The organism is Pantoea phosphatilytica (genome assembly GCF_051025615.1).
GTDB lineage: Bacteria > Pseudomonadota > Gammaproteobacteria > Enterobacterales > Enterobacteriaceae > Pantoea.
Genome location: NZ_JBPFDF010000002.1, coordinates 169,919 through 185,268, shown reverse-complemented (window position 1 = coordinate 185,268; position 15,350 = coordinate 169,919). Strand labels below are relative to the sequence as shown.

The 15,350-nt window shown below is 56.0% G+C and carries 13 protein-coding genes; 11 read left to right on the top strand and 2 right to left on the bottom strand.

Annotated features, from left to right (window positions below; translation table 11 throughout):
- Window positions 1–22: 22 nt before the first annotated feature.
- Window positions 23–598 carry an acetate uptake transporter gene (gene satP, locus ACR6AS_RS11090; RefSeq protein WP_434162124.1) on the bottom strand — a complete coding sequence of 192 codons (576 nt, stop codon included), beginning with the start codon at window positions 596–598 and terminating at the stop codon, window positions 23–25.
- A gap of 303 nt (window positions 599–901) precedes the next feature.
- Between satP and dnaK the strand changes: the two genes are divergently transcribed.
- The 4 genes from dnaK to nhaR all read left to right on the top strand — a co-directional run bounded on the left by dnaK (window position 902) and on the right by nhaR (window position 6,385).
- Window positions 902–2,812, top strand: a complete 1,911-nt coding sequence (dnaK, locus tag ACR6AS_RS11085; RefSeq protein WP_111142259.1) for a molecular chaperone DnaK — start codon at window positions 902–904, stop codon at window positions 2,810–2,812.
- A gap of 104 nt (window positions 2,813–2,916) precedes the next feature.
- Window positions 2,917–4,062: a molecular chaperone DnaJ gene (gene dnaJ, locus ACR6AS_RS11080; RefSeq protein WP_293774716.1), complete on the top strand. Its 1,146-nt coding sequence runs from the start codon at window positions 2,917–2,919 to the stop codon at window positions 4,060–4,062.
- A gap of 205 nt (window positions 4,063–4,267) precedes the next feature.
- Window positions 4,268–5,446 (top strand): Na+/H+ antiporter NhaA, encoded by a 1,179-nt coding sequence (nhaA, locus tag ACR6AS_RS11075; protein ID WP_111139365.1) that lies wholly within the window; start codon window positions 4,268–4,270, stop codon window positions 5,444–5,446.
- 30 nt (window positions 5,447–5,476) lie between these two features.
- Window positions 5,477–6,385 (top strand): transcriptional activator NhaR, encoded by a 909-nt coding sequence (gene nhaR, locus ACR6AS_RS11070; RefSeq protein ID WP_111139366.1) that lies wholly within the window; start codon window positions 5,477–5,479, stop codon window positions 6,383–6,385.
- Between the two features lie 38 nt (window positions 6,386–6,423).
- On the opposite strand, the gene rpsT is transcribed toward nhaR, so the two are convergent.
- Window positions 6,424–6,687: a 30S ribosomal protein S20 gene (rpsT, locus tag ACR6AS_RS11065; RefSeq protein WP_006117633.1), complete on the bottom strand. Its 264-nt coding sequence runs from the start codon at window positions 6,685–6,687 to the stop codon at window positions 6,424–6,426.
- 306 nt (window positions 6,688–6,993) lie between these two features.
- Here rpsT and ribF point away from each other — a divergent pair, with 306 nt between their 5' ends.
- The 7 genes from ribF to carA all read left to right on the top strand — a co-directional run bounded on the left by ribF (window position 6,994) and on the right by carA (window position 15,339).
- Entirely contained in the window at window positions 6,994–7,923 is a 930-nt protein-coding gene (gene ribF, locus ACR6AS_RS11060; RefSeq protein ID WP_111139367.1) for a bifunctional riboflavin kinase/FAD synthetase, read from the top strand.
- A 29-nt stretch (window positions 7,924–7,952) separates the two neighbouring features.
- Window positions 7,953–10,769 (top strand): isoleucine--tRNA ligase, encoded by a 2,817-nt coding sequence (gene ileS / locus ACR6AS_RS11055; protein ID WP_367396067.1) that lies wholly within the window; start codon window positions 7,953–7,955, stop codon window positions 10,767–10,769.
- Entirely contained in the window at window positions 10,769–11,275 is a 507-nt protein-coding gene (lspA, locus tag ACR6AS_RS11050; protein ID WP_111139369.1) for a signal peptidase II, read from the top strand. The genes ileS and lspA overlap by 1 nt, the downstream gene beginning before the upstream one ends.
- Window positions 11,276–11,278: 3 nt before the next feature.
- On the top strand, window positions 11,279–11,749 hold the full coding sequence (gene fkpB / locus ACR6AS_RS11045) for an FKBP-type peptidyl-prolyl cis-trans isomerase (protein WP_434162120.1): 471 nt from the start codon (window positions 11,279–11,281) through the stop codon (window positions 11,747–11,749).
- Window positions 11,730–12,683 (top strand): 4-hydroxy-3-methylbut-2-enyl diphosphate reductase, encoded by a 954-nt coding sequence (ispH, locus tag ACR6AS_RS11040; RefSeq protein WP_111139370.1) that lies wholly within the window; start codon window positions 11,730–11,732, stop codon window positions 12,681–12,683. Before fkpB ends, ispH begins: the two co-directional genes overlap by 20 nt.
- 223 nt (window positions 12,684–12,906) lie before the next feature.
- The gene (gene dapB, locus ACR6AS_RS11035; protein WP_111139371.1) at window positions 12,907–13,719 is read left to right on the top strand and encodes a 4-hydroxy-tetrahydrodipicolinate reductase; all 813 of its coding nucleotides are present in this window, start codon (window positions 12,907–12,909) and stop codon (window positions 13,717–13,719) included.
- A 471-nt stretch (window positions 13,720–14,190) separates the two neighbouring features.
- The gene (carA, locus tag ACR6AS_RS11030) at window positions 14,191–15,339 is read left to right on the top strand and encodes a glutamine-hydrolyzing carbamoyl-phosphate synthase small subunit (RefSeq protein ID WP_111139372.1); all 1,149 of its coding nucleotides are present in this window, start codon (window positions 14,191–14,193) and stop codon (window positions 15,337–15,339) included.
- The last annotated feature ends 11 nt before the right edge of the window (window positions 15,340–15,350 follow it).

The following is a 15,350-nucleotide window of genomic DNA, read 5'->3' as shown; positions in this document are numbered from 1 at the left end:
CGGAGCCAGGCTCCGCGTGCTCTCAGGCTTCAGGTGATTTGGTGCCCGTCGGCAGAAGGGTGCGGCCAAACGTTTCATTCAGCACTTCACCCACCGCCAGATAGCAGGCACTGGCCCCACAGATCATGCCAGTCCAGCCGGCGTACACGATCAGCGCAGGCTGGCGCAGCAGATGGCCAGCGGCCAGCAGCAGAAACAGCAGTGCAAGCGAGCCAAAGACAAACTGCAGCATCCGCGCCCCTTTCAGCGTGCCAATAAACATAAACAGGGTGAAGAGACCCCACAGTGCCAGCCAGACCCCCAGAAAGCGTTCGTCTGGTGCTTTCGCCAGACCCATTTCCGGTAGCAGCAGGATCGTCACAAAGCTCAGCCAGAACATGCCATATGAAGTAAAGGCCGTCAGCCCAAAGGTGTTGTTCTTTTTAAACTCCAGCAGGCCAGCCAGCAACTGGGCTATTCCGCCATAAAAAATACCCATCGCTAAAATGGTGACATCCATGTCAAACAAGCCCGCGTTGTGCAGATTCAGCAGAACGGTAGTCATGCCAAATCCCATTAAGCCCAGTGGGGCAGGGTTAGCCAGTGTTGAATTTGCCATAGTTCCCCGGCAGTAAAATGATGATTGATGAAATAAAAAGATCCGCGCCTGCTCTCTTAAGGAGCAAGGCGTCGCATGATATTCAGCGTGGTGAAGGCATTCTTTGATCCCGACAGGAGCAGCGGCGAAAAATTTTTTTTGATTTAACCCTTGATGCGCTTCGAAGCGGCCCCATTTACTTCTCATCGAGCGTTGTGAACGCTGGAAAAAAAGCATGTGCTGGCAGGTTGAATGCAAACAACCCGCCCACATAAAAGGTTCACAACCCAAACTTGGCAACGAATTTAAGTGGGAGATGTTTAGATGGGTAAGATTATTGGTATTGACCTGGGTACAACCAACTCTTGTGTTGCGATCATGGATGGCACCAAAGCACGCGTGCTGGAAAATGCCGAGGGCGATCGCACCACGCCTTCAATCATTGCTTACACACAGGATGGCGAAATTCTGGTCGGTCAACCGGCTAAACGTCAGGCAGTGACTAACCCGCAGAATACCCTGTTCGCGATTAAGCGTCTGATCGGTCGTCGCTTCCAGGATGAAGAAGTACAGCGTGATATCAAAATCATGCCTTACAAAATCGCCAGCGCCGACAACGGTGACGCCTGGCTGGAAGTGAAAGGTCAGAAAATGGCACCGCCGCAGATCTCTGCTGAAGTGCTGAAAAAAATGAAAAAGACCGCCGAAGATTACCTCGGTGAGCCAGTGACTGAAGCGGTTATTACCGTTCCGGCCTACTTCAACGATGCGCAGCGTCAGGCGACCAAAGATGCCGGCCGTATCGCAGGTCTGGAAGTCAAACGTATCATTAACGAACCAACGGCGGCTGCGCTGGCATACGGTCTGGACAAAGGCCAGGGTAACCGCACCATCGCGGTCTATGACCTGGGTGGCGGTACTTTCGATATCTCCATCATCGAGATCGACGACGTTGACGGCGAAAAAACCTTTGAAGTTCTGGCGACCAACGGTGACACCCACCTGGGTGGTGAAGACTTCGACAGCCGCCTGATCAACTATCTGGTTGCAGAATTTAAGAAAGATCAGGGCATCGATCTGCACAACGATCCTCTGGCGATGCAGCGTCTGAAAGAAGCGGCAGAGAAAGCGAAAATCGAACTCTCTTCTGCGCAGCAGACCGACGTTAACCTGCCTTACATCACGGCAGATGCGACCGGTCCTAAGCACCTGAACATCAAAGTGACCCGCTCTAAACTGGAGTCACTGGTTGAAGATCTGGTTGCACGCTCAATCGCGCCGCTGAAAGTTGCGCTGCAGGATGCGGGCCTGTCTGTTTCAGACATCAACGACGTCATCCTGGTGGGTGGTCAGACCCGTATGCCACTGGTTCAGGCGAAAGTAACCGAGTTCTTCGGCAAAGAGCCACGTAAAGATGTGAACCCGGATGAAGCGGTTGCGGTCGGTGCGGCAGTTCAGGGTGGTGTACTGGGCGGCGACGTGAAAGACGTACTGCTGCTGGACGTTACCCCGCTGTCACTGGGTATCGAAACTATGGGTGGCGTGATGACTTCGCTGATCAGCAAGAACACCACCATCCCGACCAAGCACAGCCAGGTCTTCTCAACAGCAGAAGATAACCAGTCAGCCGTGACCATTCATGTGCTGCAGGGTGAGCGCAAGCGCGCCAATGACAACAAGTCACTGGGCCAGTTCAACCTCGACGGTATCCAGGCTGCGCCACGCGGTATGCCGCAGATCGAAGTGACCTTCGACATCGATGCGGACGGTATCCTGCATGTGTCAGCGAAAGATAAGAACAGCGGTAAAGAGCAGAAGATCACCATCAAAGCCTCTTCAGGTCTGAACGACGAAGAGATCGAAAAAATGGTGCGCGATGCAGAAGCGAATGCTGAAGCTGACCGTAAGTTCGAAGAGCTGGTACAGACGCGCAACCAGGGCGATCAGATTGCCCATAGCACCCGTAAGCAGCTGGAAGAAGCAGGCGACAAACTCTCTGCTGATGACAAAGCGCCAATCGAAGCTGCGCTGGCTGCACTGGAAACTGCGCTGAAAGGCGAAGATAAAGCGGAAATCGACGCCAAAATGCAGGCGCTGATGGAAGTTTCTGGCAAGCTGATGGAAGCAGCACAGCAGTCTCAGGCAGGTGCGGCGGATGCCGGCGATGCGTCAGCGAAGAAAGACGATGACGTTGTCGATGCTGAATTCGAAGAAGTGAAAGACAACAAGAAATAATTGCCCCTGACCGGGCGCGACGGCTGGCCTGACAGCCGTTGAAACCAGCACGGGCGTAGGAGATCTCTCCACGCCCGTGCGATCATGTTAAGGGCTAAATAAACATGGCGAAGAGTGATTACTACGAGATTTTAGGCGTCGCCAAATCCGCGGACGAGCGTGAAATCAAAAAGGCTTACAAACGCCTGGCGATGAAATTTCACCCGGATCGTAATCCCGGTGATAAAGAGGCCGAAGCCAAATTTAAAGAGGTCAAGGAAGCGTATGAAATCCTGACCGATGCGCAGAAGCGCGCAGCCTACGATCAGTATGGTCATGCAGCCTTCGAACAGGGCGGCATGGGGGGCGGTGGATTCGGCGGCGGCGGCTTTGGCGGCGGCGGTGCAGACTTCAGCGATATCTTTGGCGACGTATTCGGTGACATCTTCGGTGGTGGACGCCGTCAGCGCGCATCCCGTGGCGCCGATTTACGCTATAACATGGAGCTGTCGCTGGAAGAAGCGGTACGCGGCGTGACCAAAGAGATCCGCATTCCAACGCTGGAAGAGTGTGACGTCTGCCACGGCAGCGGTGCGAAAGCGGGTACCAAGCCACAAACCTGTTCAACCTGTCACGGTGCAGGCCAGGTGCAAATGCGCCAGGGCTTCTTTACCGTTCAGCAGGCGTGTCCGACCTGTCACGGTCGCGGCTCGGTGATTAAAGATCCGTGCAACGCCTGTCATGGTCATGGCCGCGTTGAGAAGTCGAAAACGCTGTCCGTGAAGATCCCGGCAGGGGTGGACAACGGCGACCGCATTCGTCTGAGTGGTGAAGGCGAAGCGGGCGAGCAGGGTGCACCGGCTGGCGATCTCTACGTCCAGGTTTCCGTGAAAAAACACCCGATCTTCGAACGTGAAGAGAACAACCTCTACTGTGAAGTGCCGATCAACTTTGCGATGGCGGCACTGGGCGGCGAGATCGAAGTGCCGACGCTGGATGGTCGCGTGAAGCTGAAAGTGCCGTCAGAAACCCAGACCGGCAAGCTGTTCCGCATGCGCGGACGTGGCGTGAAGTCGGTCCGTGGTGGTGCGGTCGGCGACCTGTTATGCCGCGTGGTGGTGGAAACACCGGTCAGCCTGAACGAGAAACAGAAAACGCTGCTGCGTGAACTGGAAGAGAGTTTCGGCGGCCCGAGTGGTGAGCATAACAGCCCACGCTCAAAGAGCTTTTTCGACGGCGTGAAGAAATTCTTTGACGATCTGACCCGCTAAGTGGTGACAGAGAAAACGGAGCCTCAGGCTCCGTTTTTTTTGCCCCCCGGGGCCGCAGCTTCCTCTCCCTGAACCTCGCCTCTTTTCAGACCACTCTTTCCCGACTCAGTTAAACCGAGCTAACAGCGTGGTATAAGCTGCTTTTAACGAACTATATGAGTCGTTACACTCATTATCTTTCTATCGCTGATCAGGAAGATAAACGTTGAATAAGCCTCGCAGACTCAAAAACCTCCTAAAAAGCTTCATTGAGAGTGACGCCAGCAATGGCATGATATTAATTCTGGCGGCCGTGGCAGCCATGATTCTGGCCAATACGGCGTCGACCGCCGAAGGCTATCAGGCGTTTCTCAATGAACCCGTCCAGATCCGCTTTGGCGCACTCGATATCAGCAAAAATCTGCTGTTGTGGATTAACGATGCGATGATGGCGCTGTTCTTCCTGCTGATTGGCCTGGAAGTCAAACGCGAGCTGATGGTGGGCGAACTGGCAAGTCGCGACAAAGCGATCTTCCCGGTTATCGCCGCCCTCGGCGGTATGGCGCTGCCAGCCCTGATCTTTCTCGGCTTCAACCACGGCGATGAGATTGCCCGCAACGGCTGGGCGATTCCCACGGCGACCGATATCGCTTTTGCGCTGGGCGTGCTGGCCCTGCTGGGCAGCCGTGTTCCTGCGGCGCTGAAAGTGTTCCTGATGGCGCTGGCGATCATCGATGACCTGGGGGCGATTGTGATTATTGCCCTGTTTTACACCAGCGGCCTCTCGGTGCTCTCTCTGGGTGTGGCGGCAGGGGCGATCGTGGTGCTGGCGCTGCTGAACTACTTCAACGTCCGTAAGATCTCTATCTATATCCTGGTCGGGATCGTACTCTGGACCGCCGTACTGAAGTCGGGCGTTCACGCCACGCTGGCGGGCGTTATCGTGGGCTTCTTTGTGCCGCTGGAGAAGAGAGAGGGGCACTCGCCTGCGGAGCATCTGGCGCACGGTCTGATGCCGTGGGTTAACTGGCTGATCCTGCCGCTGTTCGCCTTTGCCAATGCCGGTATTTCACTGGCGGGAATTACAATCGGCGACGTTCTCTCGCCTGAGCCATCAGGCATCATCCTTGGCCTGTTAATCGGTAAGCCACTGGGCATTACGCTGTTCTGCTGGCTGGCCGTCCGGCTCCGTCTGGCGGTACTGCCCGACGGCACGACCCTGCGTGACATCATGGCGATTGGGGTGCTGTGCGGCATCGGCTTTACGATGTCGATATTCATCAGTTCGCTGGCCTTTGACGCGGCCCACGAGCAGCTGGTGACCTTCTCTAAACTCGGGATCCTCACCGGCTCTCTGCTTTCCGCCGTGATCGGATACTGCCTGTTGCGGGTCAAACTGCGTTAATGGAGAGGAGGCGAAAGCCTCCTTTTTTCGATGAATCATATCAACTACAACCATCTCTACTACTTCTGGCACGCCTGCCGTGCAGGCTCGATAGCAGGTGCCGCAGAGGCGCTCTCCCTGACGCCGCAGACCATTACCGGACAGATTAAAACGCTGGAGGATCGCCTGCAGGGCAAGCTGTTCCGGCGTCAGGGCCGGGGGCTGGTGCCGACTGAGCTGGGGCAGCTGGTCTTTCGCTATGCGGATCGCATGTTCATGCTGGGTCAGGAGATGCTGGACATCGTTAACTATCGCAAAGAGTCGCATCTGCTGCTGGATGTGGGCGTGGCGGATGCGCTCTCCAAACAGCTGGTCAGCAAGGTGCTGGAGACGGCGGTGGTTGCCGAGGAGAAAATCCATCTGCGCTGCTTTGAATCGACCCATGAGATGCTGCTGGAGCAGCTCAGTCAGCACAAGCTGGATATGATTATCTCTGACTGCGCCATCGACTCCACCCGCCAGGAGGGGCTGTTTTCGGTCCGGCTGGGCGAGTGCCCCGTCAGCTTCTGGTCAACCGAGCCGCTCTCCGGCCTCACTTTTCCGGCCTGCCTGGAGTCACGTCCGCTGCTGATCCCCGGCCGTCGCTCCATGCTGGGACGCAAGATCCTGAACTGGATCAGCACGCAGGGGCTGCAGGTGGAGATTCTGGGGGAGTTCGATGATGCGGCATTGATGAAAGCGTTTGGTGCGCGGCAGAATGCGCTGTTTGTCGCGCCTTTGCTGGATATCGGTCAGCGGGAGGGGATCCATGAAGCCGGACAGCTCAGCGCGGTGTCAGAGGAGTATCACATTATCTTTGCGGAGCGGATGATTCAGCACCCGGCGGTGCAGCGGATCTGCCATGCGGACTTCAGCGGTCTCTTCCCCCGCCAGCATCCGGACGAAAAAAAACCGGCGTAAGCGCCGGTTCTTTCAACAAAGCGATAAACAACGGGCGATTAAGCCAGTTTGTTGATCTGTGCAGTCAGGTTTGCTTTATAACGTGCAGCTTTGTTTTTGTGGATCAGACCTTTAGCAGCCTGACGATCCACGATTGGTTGCATTTCATTGAATGCGTTCTGCGCAGCAGCTTTGTCGCCTGAAGCGATCGCCGCGTATACTTTCTTAACGAAGGTACGCATCATAGAGCGGCGGCTAGCGTTATGCTTACGGCGTTTCTCAGATGTTACGGCGCGTTTCTTAGCTGATTTGATATTAGCCAAGGTCCAACTCCCAAATGTGTTCTATAGAGACAAATCAAAGGCCGAGGACTATGCCCTTCTAACCTGATTTTGTCAATGGATTTGTGCAAATAAGCGTCGCTCTATGAGCAGCACTCGGTTACGTATTTGATGGCGCAAGATTCTACCAGCTTCCCCTTCCTGAATATAGTATTTAGCGACAAAATTCTTAACATGCGCCTCTGTGACAGGAAATGCAGCCCGTAAAGCATGAAAGGCGTGCTGACGGGTTAACCTGAGTCACTTTCAAGGGTATAATCCGCCGATTTCCACCGGTTTGGGCCAGCCATGAAGTTTATCCGCGGTATTCATAATCTTAACGAGCAGCATCGCGGCTGCGTTCTGACCATTGGTAATTTCGATGGCGTTCACCGTGGGCATCAGGCGCTGATTTCCCGGCTGTGTGAAGAGGGGCGCAGGCTGAATCTGCCGGTGGTGGTGATGGTTTTTGAGCCACAGCCGCTGGAGCTGTTCGCCGGTGATAAAGCCCCGGCTCGCCTGACCCGCCTGCGTGACAAACTGCGATACATGGCGGAAGCGGGCGTCGACAGCGTGCTGTGCGTGCGCTTTGACCGTCGCTTTGCGGCGTTGTCTGCCCAGCGCTTTATCAGCGACCTGTTAGTTGAAAAGCTGGACGTTAAGTACCTTGCGGTGGGCGATGACTTCCGCTTTGGTGCGGGCCGTCAGGGCGATTTCCCGCTGCTGCAAAAAGCCGGTGCGGAGTATGGCTTCGACGTCGTCAGCACCGAAACCTTCTGCGACGGCGGCAAGCGTATCAGCAGCACCGCCGTCCGTCAGGCGCTGGCCGCAGACGATCTGGCGCTGGCGCAGTCGCTGCTGGGTCATCCTTTCACGATTTCCGGCCGCGTGGTGCACGGGGATGCGCTGGGACGCACGCTGGGCTTCCCGACGGCGAACCTGCCTCTGCGCCGCAGCGTTTCGCCGGTGAAAGGGGTCTACGCGGTTGAAGTGCGGGGCCTCACGCCCGAGCCGCTGCCAGGGGTCGCCAACATCGGCACCCGCCCGACGGTAAAAGGTTTGCGCCAGCAGCTTGAAGTTCACCTGCTCGACATCAATATGGATCTCTATGGCCGTCACATTGATGTGGTGCTGAAACAGAAAATACGAAACGAGCAGCGCTTTGCCTCACTGGAGGCGTTGAAAGAACAAATTGCAGACGATGTGGTAACGGCCCGACACTATTTCGGGCTGCTTTAACCTGAGCGAAAAACGGAATCGAGAATCTGATGAGTGACTATAAATCTACCCTGAATTTGCCGGAAACGGGATTCCCGATGCGTGGCGATCTGGCCAAACGCGAACCGGGAATGTTGCAACGCTGGTATGCCGACAACCTCTACAGCATTATCCGCGAAGCCAAAAAAGGGAAAAAAACCTTTATCCTGCATGATGGCCCTCCGTATGCGAACGGCAGCATTCATATTGGTCACTCCGTTAACAAGATTCTGAAAGACGTTATCGTTAAGTCGAAAGGCATGGCGGGTTATGACGCGCCCTATGTGCCGGGCTGGGACTGTCACGGTCTGCCTATTGAGCACAAAGTGGAGCAGATGATCGGCAAGCCAGGCGAAAAGGTCACCGCAGCCGAATTCCGCGAAGCGTGCCGCAAATATGCCGCTGAACAGGTGGAAGGCCAGAAAGCGGACTTTATCCGTCTGGGCGTGCTGGGCGACTGGGATCGTCCTTACCTGACCATGGATTTCGGCACCGAAGCCAACATCATTCGCGCACTGGGCAAAATCATCGGCAATGGCCATCTGCACAAAGGCGCGAAGCCGGTGCACTGGTGCCTGGACTGCCGTTCAGCCTTAGCTGAAGCCGAAGTCGAATATTACGACAAAACGTCACCGTCGATTGACGTGATGTTCAACGCGCTGGATACCGAGGCGGTGCGTCAGGCCTTTGGTGTGGCAGAGGTCAGCGGCCCGATTTCGCTGGTGATCTGGACCACCACGCCGTGGACGCTGCCGGCTAACCGCGCGATCTCCCTGCACCCTGAATTTGAGTATCAGCTGATCCAGATCGAGGGCCGTGCCCTGATCCTGGCGAAAGAGCTGGTGGACAGCGTCATGAAGCGCGCCGGTGTCAGCGAATGGCAGGTGCTGGGCGAATGCAAAGGCGCGGCACTGGAGCTGCAGAAATTCCAGCATCCGTTCCTGGCGATCGCGTCGCTGGTCGTGCTGGGCGAGCACGTCACCCTGGACGCCGGTACCGGTGCGGTGCACACGGCACCAGGCCACGGCCCGGATGACTATGTCATCGGTCAGAAATATGGCATCGAAACCGCCAATCCGGTCGGTCCGGATGGCACCTATCTGCCAGGCACCTTCCCAACGCTGGATGGCGTAAACGTCTTTAAAGCCAACGACATGATCGTTGAGCTGCTGAAAGAGAAGGGCGCGCTGCTGCACGTCGAAAAACTGCTGCACAGCTACCCGCACTGCTGGCGTCATAAAACGCCGATCATCTTCCGGGCGACCCCGCAGTGGTTCATCAGCATGGATCAGAAAGGTCTGCGTGCGCAGTCGCTGAAAGAGATCAAAGGCGTGCAGTGGATCCCGGACTGGGGCCAGGCGCGTATCGAATCGATGGTCGCGAACCGTCCTGACTGGTGCATCTCCCGTCAGCGTACCTGGGGCGTGCCGATGGCGCTGTTCGTCCATAAAGAGAGCGAAGAGCTGCACCCGGACACCCTGGCGCTGATGGAGAAAGTTGCGCAGCGCGTCGAGCAGGATGGGATTCAGGCCTGGTGGGATCTTGATCCGCGCGAGCTGATGGGCGACGACGCCGATCACTACGTAAAAGTGCCGGATACCCTGGATGTCTGGTTTGACTCCGGTTCAACCAGCTACTCAGTCGTTGATGCACGTCCTGAGTTTGACGGCCATTCGCCGGATCTCTATCTGGAAGGCTCCGACCAGCATCGCGGCTGGTTTATGTCCTCGCTGATGATCTCCACGGCGATGAAAGGCAAAGCGCCTTACCGTCAGGTTCTGACACACGGCTTCACCGTCGACGGCCAGGGCCGCAAGATGTCGAAATCGATCGGCAACACGGTGTCGCCGCAGGATGTGATGAACAAGCTGGGGGCCGATATTCTGCGTCTGTGGGTCGCCTCAACCGACTACTCTGGCGAGATGGCGGTGTCAGACGAGATCCTCAAACGCTCTGCCGACGCCTACCGTCGTATCCGCAACACCGCACGTTTCCTGCTGGCGAACCTCAGCGGCTTTAATCCGGCTACCGATCTGGTGAAACCGGAAGAGATGGTGGTGGTGGATCGCTGGGCGGTAGGCCGTGCGCAGGCGGCGCAGGCCGATATCGTTGCCTCCTACGAAAACTATGATTTCCATGAAGTGATCCAGCGTCTGATGCAGTTCTGCTCCATCGAGATGGGCAGCTTCTATCTGGACATCATCAAGGATCGTCAGTACACCGCGAAAGGCGATGGCCTGGCACGTCGCAGCTGCCAGACCGCGCTGTGGCATATCGTTGAGGCGCTGGTTCGCTGGATGGCACCCATCATGTCCTTTACGGCGGATGAAATCTGGGGCTACCTGCCGGGCGAGCGTGCGCAGTATGTCTTCACGGAAGAGTGGTATCAGGGTCTGTTCGGCCTGGCCGCAGACGAAGCACTGAATGACGCCTACTGGGCCGAGCTGCTGAAAGTGCGCGGCGAAGTGAATAAGGTGATCGAACAGGCGCGTGCAGACAAACGTATCGGTGGCGCACTGGAAGCGACCGTCACGCTGTATGCCGATCCGGAGCTGGCCGCTAAGCTGCAGGCGCTGGGCAACGAACTGCGCTTTGTGCTGCTGACCTCGGGCGCACAGGTGGCGGATTACGCGCTGGCCAGCGATGAGGCGCAGCAGAGTGAACTGCTGAAAGGTCTGAAAATCGCCCTGCACAAGGCGGAAGGCGAGAAATGTCAGCGCTGCTGGCATTACACTACTGACGTCGGGCAGAATCCGGAGCACGCTGAGGTGTGTGGTCGTTGTTATACTAACGTAGCCGGTGACGGTGAACAGCGTGAATTTGCCTGATGCGTAAACCTATTTTATCAACCGGATTGCGCTGGCTCTGGCTGGTGCTGGTGGTGATTGTTGTCGATTTCGCCAGTAAGCAGTGGGTGATGAACAACATGATGCTGCATGAAACCCAGCCGCTGATTCCGTTCCTGAATCTGTTCTACGCGCACAACTACGGCGCAGCGTTCAGTTTCCTGGCGGACAAGGGCGGCTGGCAGCGCTGGTTCTTTGCCGGTATTGCGCTGGCCATTGTGGTCTCACTGATGGTGATGATGTACCGCAATCGTGCCAGCCAGAAGATCGCCAACATCGCGTATGCCCTGATCATCGGCGGCGCGATAGGCAATCTGTTTGATCGTTCCTATCATGGCTTTGTGGTCGACTTTATCGATTTTTACGTCGGTAACTGGCACTTCGCTACATTTAATATCGCCGACTGCGGCATCTGTATTGGTGCGGCGCTGGTGGTGCTGGAGGGGTTTTTAAGCCCCAACAGCAAACAGGCTAAACAGAAAGGGTAAGTGATGACTGAGTGCGTACAGCGTGAAAGCGCGGTGTTGGTGCATTTTACGCTGAAGCTGGAAGATGGCTCGACGGCGGAATCGACCCGTGCAAACGGTAAGCCCGCGCTGTTCCGTCTCGGTGATGGCAGCCTCTCTGCGGCACTTGAGCAGGCACTGCTGGGGCTGAAAGCAGGTGACACAAAGCAGTTCACCCTGGCACCGGAAGAGGCCTTTGGCGGCGTCAGTCCTGACCTGATCCAGTATTTTTCGCGTCGCGACTTTATCGATGCAGGGGAACCGGAAGTGGGTGCCATCATGCTGTTCAGCGGCATGGGCGGCAGTGAAATGCCCGGCGTGATCCGCGAAGTCTCCGGTGATTCCATTACTGTAGACTTCAACCATCCGCTGGCGGGTCATCATATTCAGTTTGATGTAGAGGTGCTGGAGATCGATCCGGTACTGGAGGCCAACGATGCAAATCCTGTTAGCTAATCCGCGCGGTTTCTGCGCGGGCGTCGATCGCGCCATCAGCATTGTTGAGCGCGCGCTGGAGATGTATGGCGCACCGATCTACGTCCGTCATGAAGTGGTGCATAACCGCTACGTGGTGAACAGCCTGCGCGAACGTGGCGCCATCTTCATCGAAGAGATCAGCGAAGTGCCGGATGAGGCGATCCTGATCTTCTCTGCGCACGGTGTGTCGCAGGCGGTGCGTGCGGAAGCGAAAGCACGCAACCTGACGATGCTGTTCGACGCCACCTGTCCGCTGGTGACGAAGGTGCATATGGAAGTTGCCCGCGCCAGCCGTAAAGGCGTTGAGGCGATCCTGATCGGCCACGCGGGCCACCCGGAAGTCGAAGGCACCATGGGGCAGTACAACAACCCCAACGGCGGCATGTATCTGGTCGAGTCACCGGAAGATGTCTTCAGGCTGACGGTTAAAGATGAAAATAATCTGAGCTTTATGACGCAGACGACGCTGTCGGTGGATGATACCTCAGACATCATTGATGCCCTGCGTCAGCGTTTCCCGGCAATCGTCGGGCCGCGCAAAGATGATATCTGCTACGCCACCACTAATCGGCAGGAAGCGGTGCGGACGCTGGCACAGGATGCTGACGTGGTGCTGGTGGTGGGGTCGAAGAACTCCTCTAACTCAAACCGTCTGGCGGAGCTGGCGCAGCGTGCCGGTAAACTGGCGAAGCTGATCGACTCTGCGGATGATATTCAGGAAGAGTGGGTAAAAGGCGTCGGCTGCATTGGTGTGACGGCGGGCGCGTCTGCCCCCGATATTCTGGTGCAGCAGGTTATCCAGCGGCTGCGTGAGCTGGGGGGTGAAGCCGCGATTGAACTGATTGGCCGCGAAGAGAACATCGTCTTCGAAGTGCCGAAAGAGCTGCGCGTCGAGGTGCGAAACGTCCAGTAACTCCCGGAAATCTCTGATAAAAAAGGCCGACTCTGTTCGGCCTTTTCTGTTTTTTCAACCTGGTCTCCGGGCCGGAACTGGCGGTGGTAATTGCTTTTACTGATAATCAGCGTCGGCTGGCATAAAATTCTTATTATCACGGATTAATAGTGGCGTGACGGTTAACTCATCGTTAACCTGATAACGCTTTGGATGCATAGTTTTGTTTTAGGAATGAATAAATATGAACACTATCCGCATTGCTGTGGTGGGCGCACCGGGCCGTATGGGCCGTAATCTGATTGAAGCGACGCAGCAGGCAGAAGGCGTGGTGCTGGGGGCCGCTCTGGTTCGTCCCGGTTCATCGCTGACCGGCAGCGACGCCGGTGAATTAGCCGGTATCGGCAGAAACGGCATCCTGATCGCCGATGATTTACGCGCGGTGATCAACGACTTTGATGTGCTGATCGACTTTACCCGTCCGGAAGGAACGCTGGAGTATATGGCGATCTGCCGTGAGCACGGCAAAGCGATGGTAATTGGCACCACCGGTTTTGATGACGCCGGCAAAGCCGCGATTCGTGCGGCGGCTGAAGAGATCGCCATCGTGTTCGCCGCGAACTTCAGCGTCGGGGTTAACCTGGTGCTGAAGCTGCTGGAGCAGGCTGCAAAAGTCATGGGGGAGTACGCGGATATTGAGATCGTCGAAGCGCACCATCGCCACAAAGTGGATGCGCCGTCTGGCACCGCGCTGGCAATGGGCGAGGCGATCGCCGATGCGATGCAGTGGAAGCTGGATGAACATGCGGTCTATGCCCGTGAAGGCCATACCGGCGAACGTCAGCCGCAGACTATCGGCTTCGCTACCGTGCGTGCGGGCGACATCGTCGGTGAGCATACCGCCATGTTTGCCGATATCGGCGAGCGGATAGAGATAACCCACAAGGCCTCAAGCCGCATGACCTTTGCAAAAGGCGCCGTTAAGTCGGCTGTGTGGCTGAAAGGGAAAGAAAATGGTCTTTTTGATATGCGGGATGTCCTTGGTTTATCTGTCTGATGTGTGTTGTGAACCATCGTGATGTGGTTATTTCAATCGTTAATTCATTGATTGAGAAGGGGCAATGTTTTCATTGCCCTTAATTTTATCATTTATCTCTGTTATTCCCTATTTTTCGCCTGTAACGTTTTTTTTGTTCTCTTTTCTCTGATTTTTTATCTTCCCGAATGCTAATTTTGACCATTTGGTCAAAAAAATAGTCTCCCTGTCGCCTCTTTCGCTTTTAGGCGGCGTGGCAAACGATTATTTCAATGGGTTTCCTCCTCTTTTTGTCCTTTATATCGCGTATTTCCTCCAGAAGCCGGATAAAGATGAAAAAAAGTGGCCTCAGGGTAGACAATGCCCAGGGGGATCATTAGAATGCGCGCAATTTGCCAAAAATCGACAATTCAGGCGGTTTTTGCATTGATTCAACCGGCTATTTTGAATTAATATGCAGATATTATGACTGTTTATTCCCTGGAGGATGTTTTGATTAAGTCAGCAATCCTGGTTCTGGAAGACGGAACCCAATTCCACGGTCGGGCCATCGGGGCAACGGGGTCGGCAGTGGGGGAAGTCGTTTTCAATACCTCAATGACCGGTTATCAAGAAATCCTCACTGATCCTTCCTATTCCCGCCAAATCGTTACTCTCACTTATCCCCATATCGGTAATGTCGGTGCCAACGCCGCCGATGAAGAATCCAGCCAGATTCATGCGCAGGGCCTGGTCATCCGTGACCTGCCGCTGATTGCCAGCAACTTCCGCAGTGAAGAGAGCTTATCCGCTTATCTGCAGCGCAATAACATCGTGGCCATCGCCGATATCGATACCCGCAAGCTGACACGTCTGCTGCGTGAGAAAGGGGCGCAGAACGGTTGCATCATTGCTGGCGACGCTCCGGATGCGGCACTGGCGCTGCAGAAAGCCCAGGCGTTCCCCGGCCTGAAAGGGATGGATCTGGCGAAAGAGGTCTGCACCACCGAGACGTACAGCTGGCAGCAGGGCAGCTGGACGCTGAAAGCCGGTCTGCCAGAGCAGTCATCGGCAGAGTCGCTGCCTTATCATGTTGTGGCGTACGATTATGGCGCCAAGCGCAATATTCTGCGCATGCTGGTCGATCGTGGCTGTCGCCTGACGGTCGTTCCGGCGCAGACGCCTGCGGAAGAGGTGCTGAAGCTGAACCCGGATGGCATTTTCCTCTCCAACGGTCCGGGCGACCCGGAGCCGTGTGACTATGCGATCAGCGCCATTCAGTCGTTCCTGAAAACAGAGATTCCGGTGTTCGGTATCTGCCTGGGTCATCAGCTGCTGGCGCTGGCCAGCGGTGCAAAAACCGTGAAGATGAAGCTCGGCCATCACGGCGGCAACCATCCGGTGAAAGATCTCGACAGCAACCGCGTGATGATCACCGCCCAGAACCACGGTTTTGCGGTTGATGAGAAGGATCTGCCCGCGAATCTGCGTGTGACCCACATTTCGTTGTTTGATAAGACTGTGCAGGGCATTCACCGCACCGACAAGCCTGCTTTCAGCTTCCAGGGACACCCGGAAGCCAGCCCGGGACCGGGTGATGCAGCGCCGCTGTTTGACCACTTTATCGAATTGATTGACGCATTTCGTCTGCAAGCGAAGTAATCAGGAGCTAA

Excerpts from the sequence above, each read along its gene's own strand:
- satP (WP_434162124.1), bottom strand. The coding sequence starts at position 598 with ATGGCAAATTCAACACTGGCTAACCCTGCCCCACTGGGCTTAATGGGA.
- dnaK (WP_111142259.1), top strand. The coding sequence starts at position 902 with ATGGGTAAGATTATTGGTATTGACCTGGGTACAACCAACTCTTGTGTT.
- dnaJ (WP_293774716.1), top strand. The coding sequence starts at position 2,917 with ATGGCGAAGAGTGATTACTACGAGATTTTAGGCGTCGCCAAATCCGCG.
- nhaR (WP_111139366.1), top strand. The coding sequence starts at position 5,477 with ATGAATCATATCAACTACAACCATCTCTACTACTTCTGGCACGCCTGC.
- ribF (WP_111139367.1), top strand. The coding sequence starts at position 6,994 with ATGAAGTTTATCCGCGGTATTCATAATCTTAACGAGCAGCATCGCGGC.
- ileS (WP_367396067.1), top strand. The coding sequence starts at position 7,953 with ATGAGTGACTATAAATCTACCCTGAATTTGCCGGAAACGGGATTCCCG.
- lspA (WP_111139369.1), top strand. The coding sequence starts at position 10,769 with ATGCGTAAACCTATTTTATCAACCGGATTGCGCTGGCTCTGGCTGGTG.
- fkpB (WP_434162120.1), top strand. The coding sequence starts at position 11,279 with ATGACTGAGTGCGTACAGCGTGAAAGCGCGGTGTTGGTGCATTTTACG.
- ispH (WP_111139370.1), top strand. The coding sequence starts at position 11,730 with ATGCAAATCCTGTTAGCTAATCCGCGCGGTTTCTGCGCGGGCGTCGAT.
- dapB (WP_111139371.1), top strand. The coding sequence starts at position 12,907 with ATGAACACTATCCGCATTGCTGTGGTGGGCGCACCGGGCCGTATGGGC.